This window comes from Streptomyces rishiriensis, assembly GCF_003112535.1.
Taxonomy (GTDB): domain Bacteria; phylum Actinomycetota; class Actinomycetes; order Streptomycetales; family Streptomycetaceae; genus Streptomyces; species Streptomyces rishiriensis.
Genome location: NZ_BEWA01000012.1, coordinates 728,362 through 745,650, shown reverse-complemented (window position 1 = coordinate 745,650; position 17,289 = coordinate 728,362). Strand labels below are relative to the sequence as shown.

30 protein-coding genes are annotated in these 17,289 nt (G+C 66.7%); all 30 read left to right on the top strand.

What is annotated here, in order from left to right; genetic code table 11:
- Positions 1 to 7 precede the first annotated feature (7 nt).
- The 30 genes from rplC to truA all read left to right on the top strand — a co-directional run bounded on the left by rplC (position 8) and on the right by truA (position 17,279).
- The gene (gene rplC, locus Sri02f_RS22730; RefSeq protein WP_109003115.1) at positions 8 to 652 is read left to right on the top strand and encodes a 50S ribosomal protein L3; all 645 of its coding nucleotides are present in this window, start codon (positions 8 to 10) and stop codon (positions 650 to 652) included.
- A gap of 8 nt (positions 653 to 660) precedes the next feature.
- Positions 661 to 1,320 carry a 50S ribosomal protein L4 gene (rplD, locus tag Sri02f_RS22725; RefSeq protein ID WP_069770401.1) on the top strand — a complete coding sequence of 220 codons (660 nt, stop codon included), beginning with the start codon at positions 661 to 663 and terminating at the stop codon, positions 1,318 to 1,320.
- Positions 1,320 to 1,739 carry a 50S ribosomal protein L23 gene (gene rplW / locus Sri02f_RS22720; protein ID WP_057584678.1) on the top strand — a complete coding sequence of 140 codons (420 nt, stop codon included), beginning with the start codon at positions 1,320 to 1,322 and terminating at the stop codon, positions 1,737 to 1,739. The genes rplD and rplW overlap by 1 nt, the downstream gene beginning before the upstream one ends.
- Before the next feature lie 40 nt (positions 1,740 to 1,779).
- Positions 1,780 to 2,616, top strand: coding sequence for a 50S ribosomal protein L2 (gene rplB, locus Sri02f_RS22715; RefSeq protein ID WP_019980874.1), 837 nt, complete (start codon positions 1,780 to 1,782; stop codon positions 2,614 to 2,616).
- Positions 2,617 to 2,628: 12 nt separating this feature from the next.
- Complete coding sequence (gene rpsS, locus Sri02f_RS22710) at positions 2,629 to 2,910, top strand: 30S ribosomal protein S19 (protein ID WP_069770399.1); 282 nt, start codon at positions 2,629 to 2,631, stop codon at positions 2,908 to 2,910.
- Between the two features lie 41 nt (positions 2,911 to 2,951).
- The gene (rplV, locus tag Sri02f_RS22705) at positions 2,952 to 3,299 is read left to right on the top strand and encodes a 50S ribosomal protein L22 (protein ID WP_054238783.1); all 348 of its coding nucleotides are present in this window, start codon (positions 2,952 to 2,954) and stop codon (positions 3,297 to 3,299) included.
- Positions 3,299 to 4,132: a 30S ribosomal protein S3 gene (gene rpsC / locus Sri02f_RS22700; RefSeq protein ID WP_109003114.1), complete on the top strand. Its 834-nt coding sequence runs from the start codon at positions 3,299 to 3,301 to the stop codon at positions 4,130 to 4,132. The genes rplV and rpsC overlap by 1 nt, the downstream gene beginning before the upstream one ends.
- Before the next feature lie 5 nt (positions 4,133 to 4,137).
- Positions 4,138 to 4,557 carry a 50S ribosomal protein L16 gene (gene rplP / locus Sri02f_RS22695; RefSeq protein ID WP_006140905.1) on the top strand — a complete coding sequence of 140 codons (420 nt, stop codon included), beginning with the start codon at positions 4,138 to 4,140 and terminating at the stop codon, positions 4,555 to 4,557.
- Positions 4,557 to 4,781: a 50S ribosomal protein L29 gene (rpmC, locus tag Sri02f_RS22690; protein ID WP_003998824.1), complete on the top strand. Its 225-nt coding sequence runs from the start codon at positions 4,557 to 4,559 to the stop codon at positions 4,779 to 4,781. Before rplP ends, rpmC begins: the two co-directional genes overlap by 1 nt.
- Positions 4,781 to 5,071, top strand: a complete 291-nt coding sequence (rpsQ, locus tag Sri02f_RS22685; RefSeq protein WP_069770397.1) for a 30S ribosomal protein S17 — start codon at positions 4,781 to 4,783, stop codon at positions 5,069 to 5,071. Before rpmC ends, rpsQ begins: the two co-directional genes overlap by 1 nt.
- A gap of 97 nt (positions 5,072 to 5,168) precedes the next feature.
- Positions 5,169 to 5,537 (top strand): 50S ribosomal protein L14, encoded by a 369-nt coding sequence (gene rplN / locus Sri02f_RS22680; protein WP_003998823.1) that lies wholly within the window; start codon positions 5,169 to 5,171, stop codon positions 5,535 to 5,537.
- A 2-nt stretch (positions 5,538 to 5,539) separates the two neighbouring features.
- Entirely contained in the window at positions 5,540 to 5,863 is a 324-nt protein-coding gene (rplX, locus tag Sri02f_RS22675) for a 50S ribosomal protein L24 (protein WP_030039760.1), read from the top strand.
- A complete protein-coding gene (gene rplE, locus Sri02f_RS22670) occupies positions 5,863 to 6,420 on the top strand; it encodes a 50S ribosomal protein L5 (protein WP_030788262.1) in 558 nt (185 codons plus the stop codon). The genes rplX and rplE overlap by 1 nt, the downstream gene beginning before the upstream one ends.
- 5 nt (positions 6,421 to 6,425) lie before the next feature.
- Positions 6,426 to 6,611, top strand: coding sequence for a type Z 30S ribosomal protein S14 (locus Sri02f_RS22665; protein ID WP_030890724.1), 186 nt, complete (start codon positions 6,426 to 6,428; stop codon positions 6,609 to 6,611).
- Positions 6,612 to 6,820: 209 nt separating this feature from the next.
- Positions 6,821 to 7,219 (top strand): 30S ribosomal protein S8, encoded by a 399-nt coding sequence (gene rpsH, locus Sri02f_RS22655; protein ID WP_013001411.1) that lies wholly within the window; start codon positions 6,821 to 6,823, stop codon positions 7,217 to 7,219.
- A 24-nt stretch (positions 7,220 to 7,243) separates the two neighbouring features.
- Positions 7,244 to 7,783 carry a 50S ribosomal protein L6 gene (rplF, locus tag Sri02f_RS22650; RefSeq protein ID WP_057584674.1) on the top strand — a complete coding sequence of 180 codons (540 nt, stop codon included), beginning with the start codon at positions 7,244 to 7,246 and terminating at the stop codon, positions 7,781 to 7,783.
- A gap of 3 nt (positions 7,784 to 7,786) precedes the next feature.
- On the top strand, positions 7,787 to 8,170 hold the full coding sequence (rplR, locus tag Sri02f_RS22645) for a 50S ribosomal protein L18 (RefSeq protein WP_057584673.1): 384 nt from the start codon (positions 7,787 to 7,789) through the stop codon (positions 8,168 to 8,170).
- 41 nt (positions 8,171 to 8,211) lie between these two features.
- Positions 8,212 to 8,820: a 30S ribosomal protein S5 gene (gene rpsE, locus Sri02f_RS22640; protein ID WP_013001409.1), complete on the top strand. Its 609-nt coding sequence runs from the start codon at positions 8,212 to 8,214 to the stop codon at positions 8,818 to 8,820.
- Positions 8,820 to 9,002, top strand: coding sequence for a 50S ribosomal protein L30 (rpmD, locus tag Sri02f_RS22635; protein ID WP_060901490.1), 183 nt, complete (start codon positions 8,820 to 8,822; stop codon positions 9,000 to 9,002). The genes rpsE and rpmD overlap by 1 nt, the downstream gene beginning before the upstream one ends.
- Positions 9,003 to 9,004: 2 nt before the next feature.
- Positions 9,005 to 9,460, top strand: coding sequence for a 50S ribosomal protein L15 (gene rplO, locus Sri02f_RS22630; protein WP_069770396.1), 456 nt, complete (start codon positions 9,005 to 9,007; stop codon positions 9,458 to 9,460).
- 259 nt (positions 9,461 to 9,719) lie between these two features.
- Positions 9,720 to 11,033: a preprotein translocase subunit SecY gene (gene secY / locus Sri02f_RS22625; RefSeq protein WP_109003113.1), complete on the top strand. Its 1,314-nt coding sequence runs from the start codon at positions 9,720 to 9,722 to the stop codon at positions 11,031 to 11,033.
- Positions 11,033 to 11,695 (top strand): adenylate kinase, encoded by a 663-nt coding sequence (locus Sri02f_RS22620; protein ID WP_109003112.1) that lies wholly within the window; start codon positions 11,033 to 11,035, stop codon positions 11,693 to 11,695. Before secY ends, Sri02f_RS22620 begins: the two co-directional genes overlap by 1 nt.
- A 100-nt stretch (positions 11,696 to 11,795) precedes the next feature.
- Positions 11,796 to 12,632 (top strand): type I methionyl aminopeptidase, encoded by an 837-nt coding sequence (map, locus tag Sri02f_RS22615; RefSeq protein ID WP_109003111.1) that lies wholly within the window; start codon positions 11,796 to 11,798, stop codon positions 12,630 to 12,632.
- A 388-nt stretch (positions 12,633 to 13,020) separates the two neighbouring features.
- On the top strand, positions 13,021 to 13,242 hold the full coding sequence (gene infA, locus Sri02f_RS22610) for a translation initiation factor IF-1 (RefSeq protein ID WP_003948620.1): 222 nt from the start codon (positions 13,021 to 13,023) through the stop codon (positions 13,240 to 13,242).
- A gap of 73 nt (positions 13,243 to 13,315) precedes the next feature.
- A complete protein-coding gene (rpmJ, locus tag Sri02f_RS22605; protein WP_003998809.1) occupies positions 13,316 to 13,429 on the top strand; it encodes a 50S ribosomal protein L36 in 114 nt (37 codons plus the stop codon).
- Positions 13,430 to 13,648: 219 nt separating this feature from the next.
- The gene (gene rpsM / locus Sri02f_RS22600; protein ID WP_020132619.1) at positions 13,649 to 14,029 is read left to right on the top strand and encodes a 30S ribosomal protein S13; all 381 of its coding nucleotides are present in this window, start codon (positions 13,649 to 13,651) and stop codon (positions 14,027 to 14,029) included.
- Between the two features lie 70 nt (positions 14,030 to 14,099).
- Positions 14,100 to 14,504 (top strand): 30S ribosomal protein S11, encoded by a 405-nt coding sequence (gene rpsK, locus Sri02f_RS22595; protein WP_010354218.1) that lies wholly within the window; start codon positions 14,100 to 14,102, stop codon positions 14,502 to 14,504.
- A gap of 148 nt (positions 14,505 to 14,652) precedes the next feature.
- A complete protein-coding gene (locus Sri02f_RS22590) occupies positions 14,653 to 15,675 on the top strand; it encodes a DNA-directed RNA polymerase subunit alpha (protein ID WP_003966937.1) in 1,023 nt (340 codons plus the stop codon).
- 118 nt (positions 15,676 to 15,793) lie between these two features.
- Positions 15,794 to 16,279 carry a 50S ribosomal protein L17 gene (rplQ, locus tag Sri02f_RS22585; protein WP_109003110.1) on the top strand — a complete coding sequence of 162 codons (486 nt, stop codon included), beginning with the start codon at positions 15,794 to 15,796 and terminating at the stop codon, positions 16,277 to 16,279.
- 142 nt (positions 16,280 to 16,421) lie between these two features.
- Positions 16,422 to 17,279: a tRNA pseudouridine(38-40) synthase TruA gene (gene truA / locus Sri02f_RS22580; protein ID WP_109003109.1), complete on the top strand. Its 858-nt coding sequence runs from the start codon at positions 16,422 to 16,424 to the stop codon at positions 17,277 to 17,279.
- Positions 17,280 to 17,289 lie beyond the last annotated feature (10 nt).

Below are 17,289 nucleotides of genomic sequence, written 5' to 3'. Positions count from 1 at the left end.
TCTGAGAATGGCTAAGCAGATCAAGGGCATCCTGGGCGAGAAGCTCGGCATGACGCAGGTGTGGGACGAGAACAACCGCGTTGTTCCCGTCACCGTCGTCAAGGCCGGCCCCAACGTCGTGACCCAGGTCCGCACGAACGACAGTGACGGCTACGAGTCGGTCCAGATCGCCTTCGGCGAGATCGACCCGCGCAAGGTGAACAAGCCCCTCAAGGGCCACTTCGCCAAGGCCGACGTCACGCCCCGTCGTCACCTCGTCGAGATCCGGACGGTCGATGCCGCCGAGTACACGCTCGGTCAGGAAATCACCGCCGAGGTCTTCGAGGCCGGCGTGAAGGTCGACGTGACCGGCAAGAGCAAGGGCAAGGGCTTCGCCGGTGTCATGAAGCGTCACAACTTCAAGGGCCTCGGCGCCGGTCACGGCACCCAGCGCAAGCACCGCTCGCCCGGTTCCATCGGTGGCTGCGCCACCCCGGGCCGCGTGTTCAAGGGCCTCCGCATGGCGGGTCGCATGGGCAACGAGCGTGTCACCACCCAGAACCTGACCGTCCACGCCGTTGACGCGGAGAAGGGTCTGCTGCTCATCAAGGGCGCTGTCCCCGGTCCGAACGGCGGCCTCGTCCTGGTCCGCACCGCGGCCAAGGGGGCCTGAGGTAACCGATGAGCACTGTTGACATCCTTTCGCCTGCAGGCGAGAAGACCGGTAGCGTCGAGCTCCCCGCGGAGATCTTCGGCGTGGAGAAGATCAGCATCCCGCTGATCCACCAGGTCGTCGTCGCGCAGAACGCGGCTGCCCGTCAGGGCACCCACAAGACCAAGACCCGCGGCGAGGTTCGCGGTGGCGGTAAGAAGCCTTACCGTCAGAAGGGCACCGGCCGCGCACGCCAGGGCTCGACCCGCGCGCCGCAGTTCGCCGGCGGTGGCGTCGTCCACGGCCCGCAGCCGCGTGACTACTCGCAGCGGACCCCGAAGAAGATGAAGGCTGCCGCTCTGCGTCACGCCCTCACCGACCGGGCCCGCCACAACCGCATTCACGTCGTCTCCGGCGTGATCGAGGGCGAGACCCCCTCCACGAAGGCCGCTCGCTCGCTGTTCGGCAAGATCTCGGAGCGCAAGAACCTGCTCCTGGTCGTCGACCGTGCCGACGAGGCCGCGTGGCTGTCCGCCCGCAACCTGCCCCAGGTGCACATCCTGGAGCCGGGCCAGCTGAACACGTACGACGTGATCGTCTCGGACGACGTGGTCTTCACCCAGGCCGCTCTTGAGTCCTTCGTGTCCGGCCCGAACAAGGCCAACGACACCGAAGGGAGTGACGCCTGATGGCTACGCGTCACCCGAGCATCGCCTCCAAGGCGGCCAAGGCCGCCAAGGCCGCGCGCGTCGCCAAGGCGAAGCGCCACGAGGCCGAGGGCAAGAACACCGTCGTCACCGCGCCCAGCAAGGCGTACACGGACCCCCGTGACGTCCTGCTGAAGCCGGTCGTGTCGGAGAAGAGCTACGCGCTCCTCGACGAGAACAAGTACACGTTCATCGTCGACCCGAACGCCAACAAGACCCAGATCAAGCAGGCCGTCCAGGCGGTCTTCTCGGTCAAGGTCACCGGGGTCAACACGATCAACCGCATCGGCAAGCGCAAGCGCACGAAGACCGGTTTCGGTCAGCGCGCCGGCACGAAGCGAGCGATCGTGACCCTTGCTGAGGGCGACCGTATCGACATCTTCGGCGGTCCGACCGCCTGAGGGCGGTCTGGATCGTCCGATATCGGACGAGGACTGAATAATGGGAATCCGCAAGTACAAGCCGACTACGCCGGGCCGTCGTGGCTCCAGCGTCGCCGACTTCGTCGAGGTCACGCGGTCCACGCCGGAGAAGTCGCTGGTCCGCCCGCTGCACAGCAAGGGCGGCCGTAACAACGCCGGTCGTGTGACCGTTCGCCACCAGGGTGGCGGACACAAGCGCGCCTACCGAGTGATCGACTTCCGTCGTCACGACAAGGACGGCGTGCCGGCGAAGGTCGCGCACATCGAGTACGACCCCAACCGCACCGCGCGCATCGCGCTGCTGCACTACGCCGACGGCGAGAAGCGCTACATCCTCGCCCCGCGCAACCTGCAGCAGGGTGACCGCGTCGAGAACGGTCCCGGGGCCGACATCAAGCCGGGCAACAACCTGGCGATCCGCAACATCCCGGTCGGTACCACGATCCACGCGATCGAGCTCCGTCCGGGTGGCGGCGCCAAGTTCGCCCGCTCCGCCGGCGCCTCCGTGCAGCTGCTCGCGAAGGAGGGCTCGATGGCCCACCTCCGCATGCCGTCCGGTGAGATCCGCCTGGTCGACCAGCGCTGCCGCGCCACGGTCGGCGAGGTCGGCAACGCCGAGCAGAGCAACATCAACTGGGGCAAGGCCGGCCGCAAGCGCTGGCTGGGCGTCCGCCCGACCGTTCGCGGTGTGGCGATGAACCCGGTTGACCACCCCCACGGTGGTGGTGAGGGCAAGACCTCCGGTGGTCGCCACCCGGTCAGCCCCTGGGGTCAGAAGGAGGGTCGTACTCGTTCGCCGAAGAAGGCTTCGAACAAGTACATCGTCCGCCGCCGCAAGACGAACAAGAAGCGCTAGGAGCGGGTTTAGATGCCGCGCAGTCTCAAGAAGGGGCCCTTCGTCGACGACCACCTCGTGAAGAAGGTGGACGCCCAGAACGAAGCCGGTTCCAAGAACGTCATCAAGACCTGGTCCCGTCGCTCGATGATCATTCCCAGCATGCTGGGCCACACGATCGCGGTGCACAACGGCAAGACCCACATTCCGGTGTTTGTCACCGAGTCGATGGTCGGCCACAAGCTCGGCGAGTTCTCGCCGACGCGCACCTTCCGGGGTCACGTCAAGGACGACCGGAAGTCGAAGCGCCGCTAACGCGGGGTGGAATGACCATGACAGACACTGGAAGGACAACCATGGAAGCCAGGGCCCAGGCGCGGTACATCCGCGTCACGCCCATGAAGGCCCGCCGGGTGGTGGACCTTATCCGTGGCATGGACGCCACGGAGGCTCAGGCGGTCCTGCGTTTCGCCCCGCAGGCCGCGAGCGTGCCGGTCGGCAAGGTGCTTGACAGCGCCATCGCCAACGCCGCGCACAACTACGACCACACCGACGCCGACAGCCTCTTCATCTCCGAGGCGTACGTCGACGAGGGTCCGACCCTGAAGCGATTCCGTCCGCGGGCCCAGGGCCGCGCGTACCGGATCCGCAAGCGGACCAGCCACATCACCGTGGTCCTCAGCAGCAAGGAAGGATCCCGGTAATGGGCCAGAAGGTTAACCCGCATGGGTTCCGGCTCGGCATCACCACGGACTTCAAGTCCCGCTGGTACGCCGACAAGTCGTACAAGGAATACGTCGGAGAAGACGTCGCCATCCGTCGGATGATGACGTCCGGCATGGAGCGCGCCGGCATCTCGAAGGTGGAGATCGAGCGCACCCGTGACCGGGTCCGCGTCGACATCCACACCGCGCGTCCGGGCATCGTCATCGGCCGCCGCGGCGCCGAGGCCGACCGTATCCGCGGCGACCTGGAGAAGCTGACCAAGAAGCAGGTCCAGCTGAACATCCTCGAGGTCAAGAACCCCGAGGTCGACGCTCAGCTGGTGGCCCAGGCCGTCGCCGAGCAGCTCTCCTCCCGCGTCTCCTTCCGTCGCGCCATGCGTAAGAGCATGCAGTCGGCGATGAAGGCGGGCGCCAAGGGCATCAAGATCCAGTGCGGTGGCCGCCTCGGCGGCGCCGAGATGTCCCGCTCGGAGTTCTACCGCGAGGGTCGTGTGCCCCTGCACACGCTCCGCGCGAACGTGGACTACGGCTTCTTCGAGGCCAAGACGACCTTCGGCCGCATCGGCGTGAAGGTCTGGATCTACAAGGGCGACGTCAAGAACATCGCCGAGGTCCGCGCCGAGAACGCTGCTGCCCGCGCGGGCAACCGCCCGGCCCGTGGCGGCGCTGACCGCCCGGCCGGCCGTGGTGCCCGCGGTGGCGAGCGTGGCGGTCGCGGTCGTAAGCCGCAGCAGGCTCCCGCCGCCGAGGCCCCCAAGGCCGAGGCTCCGGCGGCTGCCGCTCCGGCTGAGAGCACCGGAACGGAGGCCTGACCGACATGCTGATCCCCCGTAGGGTCAAGCACCGCAAGCAGCACCACCCGAAGCGCCGTGGTCAGGCCAAGGGCGGTACGACGGTCTCGTTCGGCGAGTACGGCATTCAGGCCCTCACGCCGGCTTACGTGACCAACCGCCAGATCGAGGCGGCCCGTATCGCCATGACCCGCCACATCAAGCGTGGCGGCAAGGTCTGGATCAACATCTACCCGGACCGCCCGCTCACGAAGAAGCCTGCCGAGACCCGCATGGGTTCCGGTAAGGGTTCTCCGGAGTGGTGGATCGCGAACGTGCACCCGGGCCGGGTCATGTTCGAACTGTCCTACCCCAACGAGAAGATCGCCCGTGAGGCCCTGACTCGCGCAGCCCACAAGCTGCCGATGAAGTGCCGGATCGTCAAGCGCGAGGCAGGTGAAGCGTGATGTCGGCCGGTACCAAGGCGTCCGAGCTGCGCGAACTGGGTGACGAGGAGCTTCTTGCGAAGCTCCGCGAAGCCAAGGAAGAGCTGTTCAACCTCCGCTTCCAGGCGGCGACGGGTCAGCTCGAGAACCACGGTCGGCTCAAGGCCGTCCGTAAGGACATCGCGCGGATCTACACCCTGATGCGTGAGCGCGAGCTGGGCATCGAGACGGTGGAGAGCGCCTGATGAGCGAGAGCAACGTGACCGAGAACACCACGACCGAGGCCCGCGGCTTCCGTAAGACCCGTGAGGGTCTGGTCGTCAGCGACAAGATGGACAAGACCGTCGTCGTCGCCGTCGAGGACCGTGTGAAGCACGCGCTGTACGGCAAGGTCATCCGCCGTACGAACAAGCTCAAGGCTCACGACGAGCAGAACGCCGCGGGCGTCGGCGACCGTGTCCTCCTCGCGGAGACCCGGCCGCTGTCCGCCACGAAGCGCTGGCGCGTCGTCGAGATCCTCGAGAAGGCCAAGTAATCCTCCTGCGGGCAAACTCGCAGGACAGTTCCGCCAGGCTCCGGGAGCCGCTCGCTGAGCGGCTCCCGGGGAACCGGCAGACAAACAGGAGATAGACGTGATCCAGCAGGAGTCGCGACTGCGTGTCGCCGACAACACTGGTGCGAAGGAAATCCTTTGCATCCGTGTGCTCGGTGGCTCCGGTCGCCGCTACGCGGGCATCGGTGACGTCATCGTCGCCACCGTCAAGGACGCGATCCCCGGTGGCAACGTGAAGAAGGGTGACGTCGTCAAGGCGGTCATCGTTCGCACCGTCAAGGAGCGCCGCCGTCCGGACGGCTCGTACATCCGCTTCGACGAGAACGCCGCCGTCATTCTGAAGAACGACGGCGACCCTCGCGGCACCCGCATCTTCGGCCCGGTCGGGCGCGAGCTGCGCGAGAAGAAGTTCATGAAGATCATCTCGCTGGCTCCGGAGGTGCTGTAAGCATGAAGATCAAGAAGGGCGACCTGGTCCAGGTCATCACCGGTAAGGACAAGGGCAAGCAGGGCAAGGTCATCGCGGCCTTCCCCCGTGAGGACCGCGTCCTGGTCGAGGGTGTCAACCGGGTCAAGAAGCACACGAAGGCCGGTCCGACCGCCAAGGGCTCCCAGGCCGGCGGCATCGTGACCACCGAGGCCCCGATCCACGTGTCCAACGTTCAGCTGGTCGTGGAGAAGGACGGCAACAAGGTCGTCACGCGCGTCGGTTACCGCTTCGACGACGAGGGCAACAAGATCCGCGTTGCCAAGCGGACGGGTGAGGACATCTGATGGCTACCACCACCACTCCGCGTCTGAAGACGAAGTACCGCGAGGAGATCGCGGGCAAGCTGCGTGAAGAGTTCTCCTACGAGAACGTCATGCAGATCCCCGGCCTCGTCAAGATCGTGGTCAACATGGGTGTGGGCGACGCCGCCCGCGACTCCAAGCTGATCGAGGGCGCCATCCGCGACCTCACCACGATCACCGGTCAGAAGCCGGCCGTCACCAAGGCCCGCAAGTCCATCGCGCAGTTCAAGCTGCGCGAGGGTCAGCCGATCGGCGCCCACGTCACGCTTCGTGGCGACCGCATGTGGGAGTTCCTGGACCGCACCCTGTCGCTCGCGCTCCCGCGCATCCGCGACTTCCGTGGTCTGTCCCCCAAGCAGTTCGACGGCCGTGGCAACTACACCTTCGGTCTCACGGAGCAGGTCATGTTCCACGAGATCGACCAGGACAAGATCGACCGTGTCCGGGGTATGGACATCACCGTGGTCACCACGGCGACCAACGACGCTGAGGGCCGCGCGCTCCTTCGTCACCTCGGCTTCCCCTTCAAGGAGGCGTGAGCGAGATGGCGAAGAAGGCTCTGATCGCGAAGGCTGCTCGCAAGCCCAAGTTCGCTGTGCGCGCTTACAACCGCTGCCAGCGCTGCGGTCGTCCGCACTCCGTGTACCGCAAGTTCGGCCTCTGCCGTGTGTGCCTTCGTGAGATGGCTCACCGCGGCGAGCTGCCGGGCGTGACCAAGAGCTCCTGGTAAACCCCTAAATCAGGGTTCCAGAGGCTCTCGGTAAGCAATGGGCGTGTCAGGTGCCCGTCCTTCCATGCCGTAGGCTGGGAGGGTTGGGCGCCTGACGCCCGTACGACTTACTACGCCGTAGGTCCACCGCGCCGCACCCGTCCCGTCTCGGATCGGGGAGAGGGATGGCGCACCAGGAAACCCCGGCGAGAGAGGCCACAGGCCAACTCATGACCATGACTGATCCGATCGCAGACATGCTTACGCGTCTGCGGAACGCGAACTCGGCGTACCACGACTCCGTGACGATGCCGGCATCGAAGATCAAGTCTCACATCGCGGAGATCCTCCAGCAGGAGGGCTTCATCACGGGCTGGAAGGTCGAGGACGCCGAGGTCGGCAAGAACCTCGTTCTCGAGCTGAAGTTCGGCCCGAACCGTGAGCGCTCCATCGCGGGCATCAAGCGGATCTCCAAGCCCGGTCTCCGGGTTTACGCGAAGTCCACCTCCCTGCCCAAGGTGCTCGGTGGCCTCGGCGTGGCGATCATCTCCACGTCGCACGGTCTCCTCACCGACAAGCAGGCCGGCAAGAAGGGCGTAGGCGGAGAAGTTCTCGCCTACGTCTGGTAGCGGAAGGGAACGGAGGAAACAGCTATGTCGCGTATTGGCAAGCTCCCTATCACGGTTCCCGCCGGCGTGGACGTCACCATCGACGGCCAGACGGTTTCGGTCAAGGGCCCCAAGGGCTCGCTGACCCACACCGTCGTTTCGCCGATCGAGATCGCCAAGGCTGAGGACGGCGTCCTGAACGTCACTCGCCCCAACGACGAGCGTCAGAGCAAGGCCCTGCACGGCCTGTCCCGCACGCTGGTGGCGAACATGATCACCGGCGTGACCGAGGGTTACGTGAAGAAGCTCGAGATCAGTGGTGTCGGTTACCGCGTGACCGCGAAGGGCTCGAACCTCGAGTTCGCGCTCGGTTACAGCCACCCGATCACCGTCGAGGCGCCCGAGGGAATCACCTTCAAGGTGGAGACCCCGACCCGCTTCCAGGTCGAGGGCATCGACAAGCAGAAGGTCGGCGAGGTTGCGGCCAACATCCGCAAGCTGCGCAAGCCCGACCCGTACAAGGCCAAGGGTGTCAAGTACGAGGGCGAAGTCATCCGCCGCAAGGTCGGAAAGGCGGGTAAGTAAGCCATGGCATACGGACAGAAGATCCTCAAGGGCGACGCTTACAAGCGTGCCGCGATCAAGCGTCGCCACATCCGGATCCGTAAGCACATCTCGGGTACGGCGGAGCGTCCGCGCCTGGTCGTGACGCGCTCCAACCGCCACATCGTGGCTCAGGTCATCGACGACATCAAGGGTCACACCCTGGCGTCGGCGTCGACCCTGGACACCACGATCCGCGGTGGTGAGGCCGACAAGTCCTCGCAGGCCAAGCAGGTCGGCGCCCTGGTCGCCGAGCGCGCCAAGGCCGCCGGTGTCGAGGCTGTCGTGTTCGACCGTGGTGGTAACCAGTACGCCGGGCGCATCGCCGCCCTGGCGGACGCCGCCCGCGAAGCCGGACTCAAGTTCTGAGTCGGTTCCGTAGCTAGCGGAAACAGAGAGAGGTAATTCCAATGGCTGGACCCCAGCGCCGCGGTGGCGGTGCCGGTGGCGGCGAGCGGCGGGACCGGAAGGGCCGTGACGGCGGCGCTGCTGCCGCCGAGAAGACCGCGTACGTTGAGCGCGTCGTCGCGATCAACCGTGTCGCCAAGGTTGTGAAGGGTGGTCGTCGCTTCAGCTTCACCGCGCTGGTCGTGGTGGGCGACGGTGACGGCACCGTGGGTGTCGGATACGGCAAGGCCAAGGAGGTGCCGGCCGCCATCGCCAAGGGCGTTGAGGAGGCCAAGAAGCACTTCTTCAAGGTCCCGCGTATCCAGGGCACCATCCCGCACCCGATCACGGGCGAGAAGGCTGCGGGCGTCGTTCTGCTCAAGCCTGCTTCCCCCGGTACCGGCGTCATCGCCGGTGGCCCGGTGCGTGCTGTGCTCGAGTGCGCCGGCGTTCACGACATCCTGTCGAAGTCGCTCGGTTCGTCGAACGCGATCAACATCGTGCACGCGACCGTGGAGGCCCTGAAGGGCCTGCAGCGTCCCGAGGAGATCGCGGCCCGCCGCGGTCTGCCCCTCGAGGACGTCGCCCCCGCGGCTCTGCTTCGTGCGCGTGCCGGGGCTGGTGCTGCGTAATGGCACAGCTCAGGATCACGCAGACGAAGTCGTACATCGGCAGCAAGCAGAACCACCGTGACACCCTGCGTTCGCTCGGGCTCAAGCGCCTGAACGACGTGGTCGTCAAGGAGGACCGCCCCGAGTTCCGCGGAATGGTGCACACCGTCCGCCACCTCGTGACGGTCGAGGAGGTCGACTGATCATGGCGGAGAACAACCCGCTCAAGATCCACAACCTCCGTCCCGCCCCGGGCGCCAAGACCGCGAAGACCCGTGTGGGTCGCGGTGAGGCGTCGAAGGGTAAGACGGCCGGTCGTGGTACCAAGGGCACGAAGGCCCGTTACCAGGTTCCGGAGCGCTTCGAGGGTGGGCAGATGCCCCTCCACATGCGTCTCCCGAAGCTCAAGGGCTTCCGGAACCCGTTCAAGACCGAGTTCCAGGTCGTGAACCTCGACAAGCTGGGCGCGCTGTACCCGGAGGGTGGCGAGGTCACCGTCGAGGGGCTCGTCGCCAAGGGCGCCGTTCGCAAGAACAGCCTCGTCAAGGTCCTCGGCCAGGGCGAGATCTCCGTGGCGCTGCAGGTGACGGTCGACGCCGTCTCCGGCTCCGCCAAGGAGAAGATCACCGCCGCCGGCGGTACCGTCACCGAGCTCATCTGAACATCTCAGGTGTCTCGATGACTTGAGCGATCCCGACCGGGGATACCCCACAAATGGGGTATCCCCGGTTGGTCGTTCCTAGGGCAGGTGTGTCGCGGGTATGGTGACCAGCACTGCCCACTTTTCACAAGGTTCTCCCAAGGGGGCACCTTGAGCGGCAGTCGACCGTTACTCATGTCGTTGCTGTAAGTCGTTGTTCTTATTGGCCCCTCAAGACCGTCACCCTTGACGCAGATGCGCGGGGGTCGCAGGAGGCACCGTGCTCACCGCGTTCGCCCGGGCGTTCAGGACGCCCGACCTGCGCAAGAAGCTCCTCTTCACGCTCGGGATCATCGTGATCTACCGGGTCGGGACGCACATCCCGATCCCCGGTGTCGACTACACGTCCGTTCAGCGGTGTGTGGACGAGGCGTCCGGCAACCAGGGCCTCTTCGGTCTGGTGAACATGTTCAGCGGCGGCGCGCTGCTGCAGATCACCATCTTCGCGCTGGGCATCATGCCGTACATCACGGCGAGCATCATCCTTCAGCTGCTCACCGTGGTCATCCCGCGCCTGGAAGCCCTGAAGAAGGAGGGCCAGGCCGGTACGGCGAAGATCACCCAGTACACCCGCTACCTGACCGTGGCGCTCGCGATCCTGCAGGGCACCGGTCTGGTGGCCACGGCTCGCAGCGGCGCCCTGTTCTCCGGTTGCTCGGTCGCGTCCAGCATCGTCCCGGACCAGGCGATCTTCACGACCATCACCATGGTCATCTGCATGACCGCCGGCACGGCCATGGTCATGTGGCTCGGTGAGCTCATCACCGACCGCGGCATCGGCAACGGCATGTCGATCCTGATGTTCATCTCGATCGCCGCGACGTTCCCCTCCGCGCTGTGGGCCATCAAGAAGCAGGGCACGCTGGCGGACGGCTGGATCGAGTTCGGCACCGTCATCCTGGTCGGCCTCGTCATGGTCGGTCTGGTGGTCTTCGTCGAGCAGGCCCAGCGCCGGATCCCCGTGCAGTACGCGAAGCGCATGATCGGCCGCCGGTCCTACGGCGGCACCTCGACGTACATCCCGCTGAAGGTGAACCAGGCCGGTGTGATCCCGGTCATCTTCGCCTCGTCGCTGCTCTACATCCCGGCTCTGGTCGCCCAGTTCTCCAGCGGACAGTCCAGCTGGAAGACCTGGATCGAGACCAACCTGACCAAGGGCGACCACCCGATCTACATCAGCATGTACTTCTTGCTGATCGTTTTCTTCGCGTTCTTCTACGTGGCGATCTCCTTCAACCCCGAGGAAGTCGCCGACAACATGAAGAAGTATGGTGGCTTCATCCCGGGCATCCGGGCTGGCCGACCGACCGCTGAGTACCTGTCGTACGTGCTCAACCGGATCACCTGGCCGGGTTCGCTGTATCTGGGTCTTATCGCTCTTGTACCGACGATGGCGTTGGTTGGCTTCGGGGCAAGCCAGAACTTCCCGTTCGGTGGCACCAGCATCCTGATCATCGTGGGTGTCGGTCTCGAAACGGTGAAGCAGATCGAGAGCCAGCTCCAGCAGCGCAATTACGAAGGGTTCCTCCGCTGATGCGTATCGTCCTCGTCGGGCCGCCGGGCGCCGGAAAGGGAACGCAGGCCACACGTCTGGCCGAGAAGCTCCGCGTTCCTCACATCTCCACGGGCGACCTGTTCCGCGCCAACATCAGCCGGCAGACGGAACTCGGGAAGCTCGCGAAGTCCTACATGGACGCCGGCAACCTCGTCCCCGACGAGGTCACCATCGCCATGGCCAAGGACCGCATGGAGCAGCCGGACGCCGAGCGAGGCTTCCTGCTGGACGGCTTCCCGCGCAACGTCTCGCAGGCCGAGGCGCTCGACGAGCTCCTCACCACCGAGGGCATCGAGCTGGACGCGGTACTGGACCTGGAGGCTCCGGAGGAGGAGGTCGTCAAGCGGATCGCCGGCCGGCGCATCTGCCGCAACGACTCCGCGCACGTCTTCCACGTCTCGTACAAGAAGCCGGCCAAGGACGGGGTCTGCGACCTCTGCGGCGGCGAGCTGTACCAGCGCGACGACGACTCCGAGGAAACCGTGCGCACGCGGCTCGAGGTCTACCACACGCAGACCGAGCCGATCATCGACTACTACAAGGCGCAGGGCCTGGTCGTGACCATCGAGGCCATGGGCCCCGTGGACGAGGTCACCGCCCGTGCGCTGGCGGCGCTGAAGCGCGAGGGCGACGACCAGTAGTCGTCGGCCCGGATACGGCCGTGGAGTCCTCCGGGACCCCACGGCCGTACTGTTGTGTACGTACGTGACCGACCTGAGTGACGGAGAGCGCAGGCCCCCCATGGTGCAGATCAAGAGCCCCGAGCAGATCGCCAAGATGCGGGCGGCGGGGTTGGTCGTCGCCGCCATCCACGCGGCGACGCGGGAAGCCGCGGTGCCGGGTGCGACGACGATGGACCTCGACCTCGTCGCCCGCAAGGTCCTCGCGGAGCACGGCGCGAAGTCGAACTTCCTGGGCTACGGCGGCTTCCCCGCGACGATCTGCACCTCGGTGAACGACGTGGTCGTCCACGGCATCCCCTCCGCCGAGGTCGTCCTCAAGGACGGCGACGTCATCTCGATCGACTGCGGCGCGATCGTGGACGGCTGGCACGGCGACGCGGCGTACACCGCCTTCGTCGGCTCCGGCCACGCCCCGGAGCTGGTCGAGCTCTCCCGGGTGACGGAGGAGTCGATGTGGGCCGGCATCGCGGCCATGAAGCTCGGCAACCGTCTGGTGGACGTCTCGCGGGCCATCGAGACGTACATCCGCCGTCAGCCGAAGCCGGGCGGCGGCCGTTACGGCATCATCGAGGACTACGGCGGTCACGGCATCGGCACCGAGATGCACATGGACCCGCACCTGCTGAACTACGTCGACCGCCGGCGGGGCAAGGGACCCAAGCTGGTGCCCGGCTTCTGCCTCGCCATCGAGCCGATGGTCTCCCTCGGCACTCCCCGGACCGAGGTCCTGGAGGACGAGTGGACGGTCATCACGACCGACGGGACCTGGTCGTCGCACTGGGAGCACTCGGTGGCGCTGACGGAGCAGGGGCCGCTGGTGCTCACGTCTCCCGACGGCGGCAGGGCGAAGCTGGCCGAGCACGGCATCGAGGCGGCACCGGACCCGCTGGCCTGAGACGCTTTCCGGGGGTTCGGCCGTGGGCTGGGGCTGAGGTTCGCTCCGGCGTGGGCCTGGGGAAGGTCCCGTCCCCGGGGGCTGCCGCCCCCGGACCCCCGCTTCGGCCCCGAACAGGGCCTCGTCCTCACACCCCCCAGAGGGGGCACCCCCGGACGGGCCGTGCAGGCGCGCCCCGTTCTCGGAGCTCGGGCCTCGGTCGTTCCGGGGCGGGCTGCGGCGGTGTCTCGGTTAAGGATCTCTCCCGTGGGGCAGACTTCTCGATTCGTGTTTCAGCTAGGGCTGGCGTAGACTGACTCGTCGGCTCTCGTGCACCCGCATGTCCGCATGCGCCCGTAAGGGAAAAGGCGGGGGAGCCGATCAAGGTAGTCGATTCGAAGGGCGAAGCGTGGCCAAGAAGCAAGGTGCCATCGAGATCGAGGGCACTGTCGTCGAGTCTCTGCCGAACGCCATGTTCAAGGTCGAGCTCCAGAACGGCCACCAGGTCCTGGCGCACATCAGCGGCAAGATGCGTATGCACTACATCCGTATCCTCCCTGACGACCGGGTCGTGGTGGAGCTGTCTCCGTACGACCTGACGCGTGGCCGGATCGTCTACCGGTACAAGTAGATCTTGCCCATACCTTCGCGCGCCCTCCCGGGCGTTCGGGGCTGTTGGCAACTGACCCGGAGAACCTCACCCAATGAAGGTCAAGCCGAGCGTCAAGAAGATCTGCGACAAGTGCAGGGTGATCCGCCGTCATGGTCGGGTCATGGTCATTTGCGAGAACCCGCGCCACAAGCAGCGCCAGGGCTGACCGCACACGGATCACACCCTCTGCACCGATATCGCAGAGACTTCGCGCGACGCGAGCTGAATTTGTTCATACGCAGGGCCCGGACGGGATGTCCCGTCCGATACCCCCGGTTCGGAGGCCGGGGACCCAGTCCGTACCAAATCTTCTGTCCGACAGAAGAGGCCGGCGGCTGGGGGTCGGTTCTGCGGAAGACCTCCGAGGATCAACTGGAGCCATTGAATGGCACGCGTTTCCGGTGTCGACATCCCGCGCGAAAAGCGTGTGGAGGTCGCCCTCACCTACGTGTTCGGCATCGGCCGGACCCTTTCCCAGGAGACGCTGGCTGCGACCGGCGTCGACCCGAACACCCGCGTTCGCGACCTCTCCGAGGAGCAGCTCGTCGCGATCCGCGAGTACGTGGACGCCAACATCAAGACCGAGGGTGACCTTCGTCGCGAGATCCAGGCCGACATCCGCCGCAAGGTGGAGATCGGTTGCTACCAGGGTCTCCGTCACCGTCGTGGTCTGCCGGTCCGCGGTCAGCGCACCAGCACGAACGCTCGTACCCGCAAGGGCCCGCGTCGCGCCATCGCCGGCAAGAAGAAGCCGGGCAAGAAGTAGTCCTCAGCGGACAACGCTTCATCAGCGGTCTTCGCTGTAGGACCGACCACCTCCCCGTAGGAGTTTGTAGATGCCCCCCAAGGGTCGTCAGGGCGCTGCCAAGAAGGTGCGCCGCAAGGAAAAGAAGAACGTCGCGCACGGCCAGGCGCACATCAAGAGCACGTTCAACAACACGATCGTGTCCATCACGGACCCGGCCGGAAACGTGATCTCGTGGGCCTCCGCCGGCCACGTCGGTTTCAAGGGCTCGCGCAAGTCCACGCCGTTCGCCGCGCAGATGGCCGCCGAGTCGGCTGCCCGTCGCGCGCAGGAGCACGGCATGCGCAAGGTCGACGTCTTCGTCAAGGGCCCGGGCGCCGGTCGTGAGACCGCCATCCGTTCCCTGCAGGCCACCGGCCTCGAGGTCGGCTCGATCCAGGACGTCACGCCGACCCCGCACAACGGCTGCCGTCCGCCCAAGCGTCGCCGCGTCTGATCTGACGTACGGCTGCTTGGACTGAGGATTTCGGGCGGTACGGGCCTTCGGGGCCGTATCGCCCGTACCCTTGCACGTACCACCGTCAGGCTCCGCCTGGTGCATCAGGGCATCAAATAGTGGGTGCCCCTGACTGAAGGATCTCCACATGCTGATCGCTCAGCGTCCCTCGTTGACCGAAGAGGTCGTCGACGAGTTCCGCTCCCGGTTCGTCATCGAGCCGCTGGAGCCGGGCTTCGGCTACACCCTCGGCAACTCCCTCCGCCGCACCCTCCTGTCGTCGATCCCCGGCGCTGCTGTCACCAGCATCCGCATCGACGGCGTCCTGCACGAGTTCACCACCGTGCCGGGCGTCAAGGAGGACGTCACCGACCTCATCCTCAACATCAAGCAGCTGGTCGTCTCCTCGGAGCACGACGAGCCTGTCGTGATGTACCTGCGCAAGCAGGGCCCGGGTCTGGTCACCGCCGCCGACATCGCGCCCCCGGCCGGTGTCGAGGTGCACAACCCCGACCTCGTCCTCGCCACGCTGAACGGCAAGGGCAAGCTGGAGATGGAGCTGACCGTCGAGCGCGGTCGCGGTTACGTCTCCGCCGTGCAGAACAAGCAGGTGGGCCAGGAGATCGGCCGGATTCCGGTCGACTCCATCTACTCGCCGGTTCTGAAGGTCACGTACAAGGTCGAGGCCACGCGTGTCGAGCAGCGCACCGACTTCGACAAGCTGATCGTCGACGTCGAGACCAAGCAGGCGATGCGTCCGCGTGACGCCATGGCCTCCGCCGGTAAGACGCTGGTCGAGCTGTTCGGTCTCGCCCGCGAGCTGAACATCGACGCCGAGGGCATCGACATGGGCCCGTCCCCCACGGACGCCGCCCTGGCCGCCGATCTGGCGCTGCCGATCGAGGAGCTGGAGCTCACCGTTCGGTCGTACAACTGCCTCAAGCGCGAGGGCATCCACTCCGTGGGTGAGCTCGTGGCGCGTTCCGAGGCCGACCTGCTCGACATCCGCAACTTCGGTGCGAAGTCGATCGACGAGGTCAAGGCGAAGCTGGCCGGCATGGGCCTGGCCCTCAAGGACAGCCCGCCCGGATTCGACCCGACCGCCGCCGCCGACGCCTTCGGCGCCGACGACGACGCGGACGCGGGCTTCGTGGAGACCGAGCAGTACTGATCGGTCCCGACCTCCGGGGTCCGTGCGAGCGGACCCCGGATCTCCGACAGGCGACCGCCTGCTCGGATACTGACTCCGGTACCTGATACGGCCGGGGCAGACACCTAGGAGAAACACCATGCCGAGGCCCACCAAGGGCGCCCGTCTGGGCGGCAGCGCTGCGCACGAGAAGCTCCTCCTCGCGAACCTCGCGAAGTCGCTCTTCGAGCACGGCCGCATCACCACCACCGAGGCGAAGGCGCGCAAGCTGCGCCCGTACGCCGAGCGTCTGATCACCAAGGGCAAGAAGGGCGACCTGCACAACCGTCGCCAGGTGCTCCAGGTGATCACGGACAAGAGCATCGTGCACACGCTCTTCACCGAGATCGGCCCGCGCTACGAGAACCGCCCCGGTGGCTACACCCGCATCACCAAGATCGGTAACCGTCGTGGCGACAACGCGCCCATGGCCGTCATCGAGCTGGTCGAGGCGCTGACGGTCGCGCAGGAGGCGACCGGCGAGGCCGAGGCCGCGACGAAGCGTGCGGTCAAGGAGACCGAGGAGGCCAAGGTCGAGGAGACCAAGGCCGACGAGGCTCCCGCCGAGGAGTCGAAGGACGCGTAAGCGTTCTGCCGGGGGCTGTGCGTTCGCGGCCGCGTGATCGCGGTGGCCTGTCGCGCAGCTCTCCGCGCCCCCTTGGGGCGATGGCGGGTCCGTTCCCTTTCCGGGGACGGGCCCGCTTTTGTGTCGCTGAGAGGATCCAGGAGTGAGTGACGAAGTACAGCCCGGGTTCGTCCGGGTGCGGCTGGACCTGTCCTACGACGGGTCCGGGTTCTCCGGGTGGGCCAAGCAGGCCGGCGGGCGGCGGACCGTGCAGGGGGAGATCGAGGACGCGCTGCGGACCGTCACCCGGTCCGGGGGGACGACGTACGAGCTGACCGTGGCCGGGCGGACCGACGCCGGGGTGCACGCGCGCGGACAGGTCGCCCATGTCGACCTGCCGGAGGAGGTATGGCGCGAGCACCACGGGAAGCTGCTGAAGCGGCTCGCCGGGCGGCTGCCGCGCGATGTGCGGGTGTGGGCGCTGCGGGAGGCCCCCCACGGCTTCAACGCGCGGTTCTCGGCGGTCTGGCGGCGGTACGCCTACCGGGTCACCGACAACCCCGGCGGGGTCGACCCGCTGCTGCGGGGCCATGTCCTGTGGCACGACTGGCCGCTCGACGTGGACGCCATGAACGAGGCCGCGCAGCGGCTCCTCGGGGAGCACGACTTCGCGGCGTACTGCAAGAAGCGGGAGGGGGCGACCACCATCCGCACGCTTCAGCAGCTGAGCCTGGTCAAGGGGGCCGACGGGATCATCACCGCCACCGTCCGCGCCGACGCCTTCTGCCACAACATGGTGCGCTCGTTGATCGGGGCGCTGCTGTTCGTGGGGGACGGGCACCGCGGGGCCGAGTGGCCCGGGAAGGTGCTCGCCGCGGGCGTACGGGACTCGGCCGTGCACGTGGTGCGGCCGCACGGGCTGACGCTGGAGGAGGTCGGCTACCCGGCCGACGAGCTGCTCGCCGCGCGCAGCAAGGAGGCGCGCAACAGGCGGACGCTGCCCGGGGCCGGGTGCTGCTGATCCCGCCCGC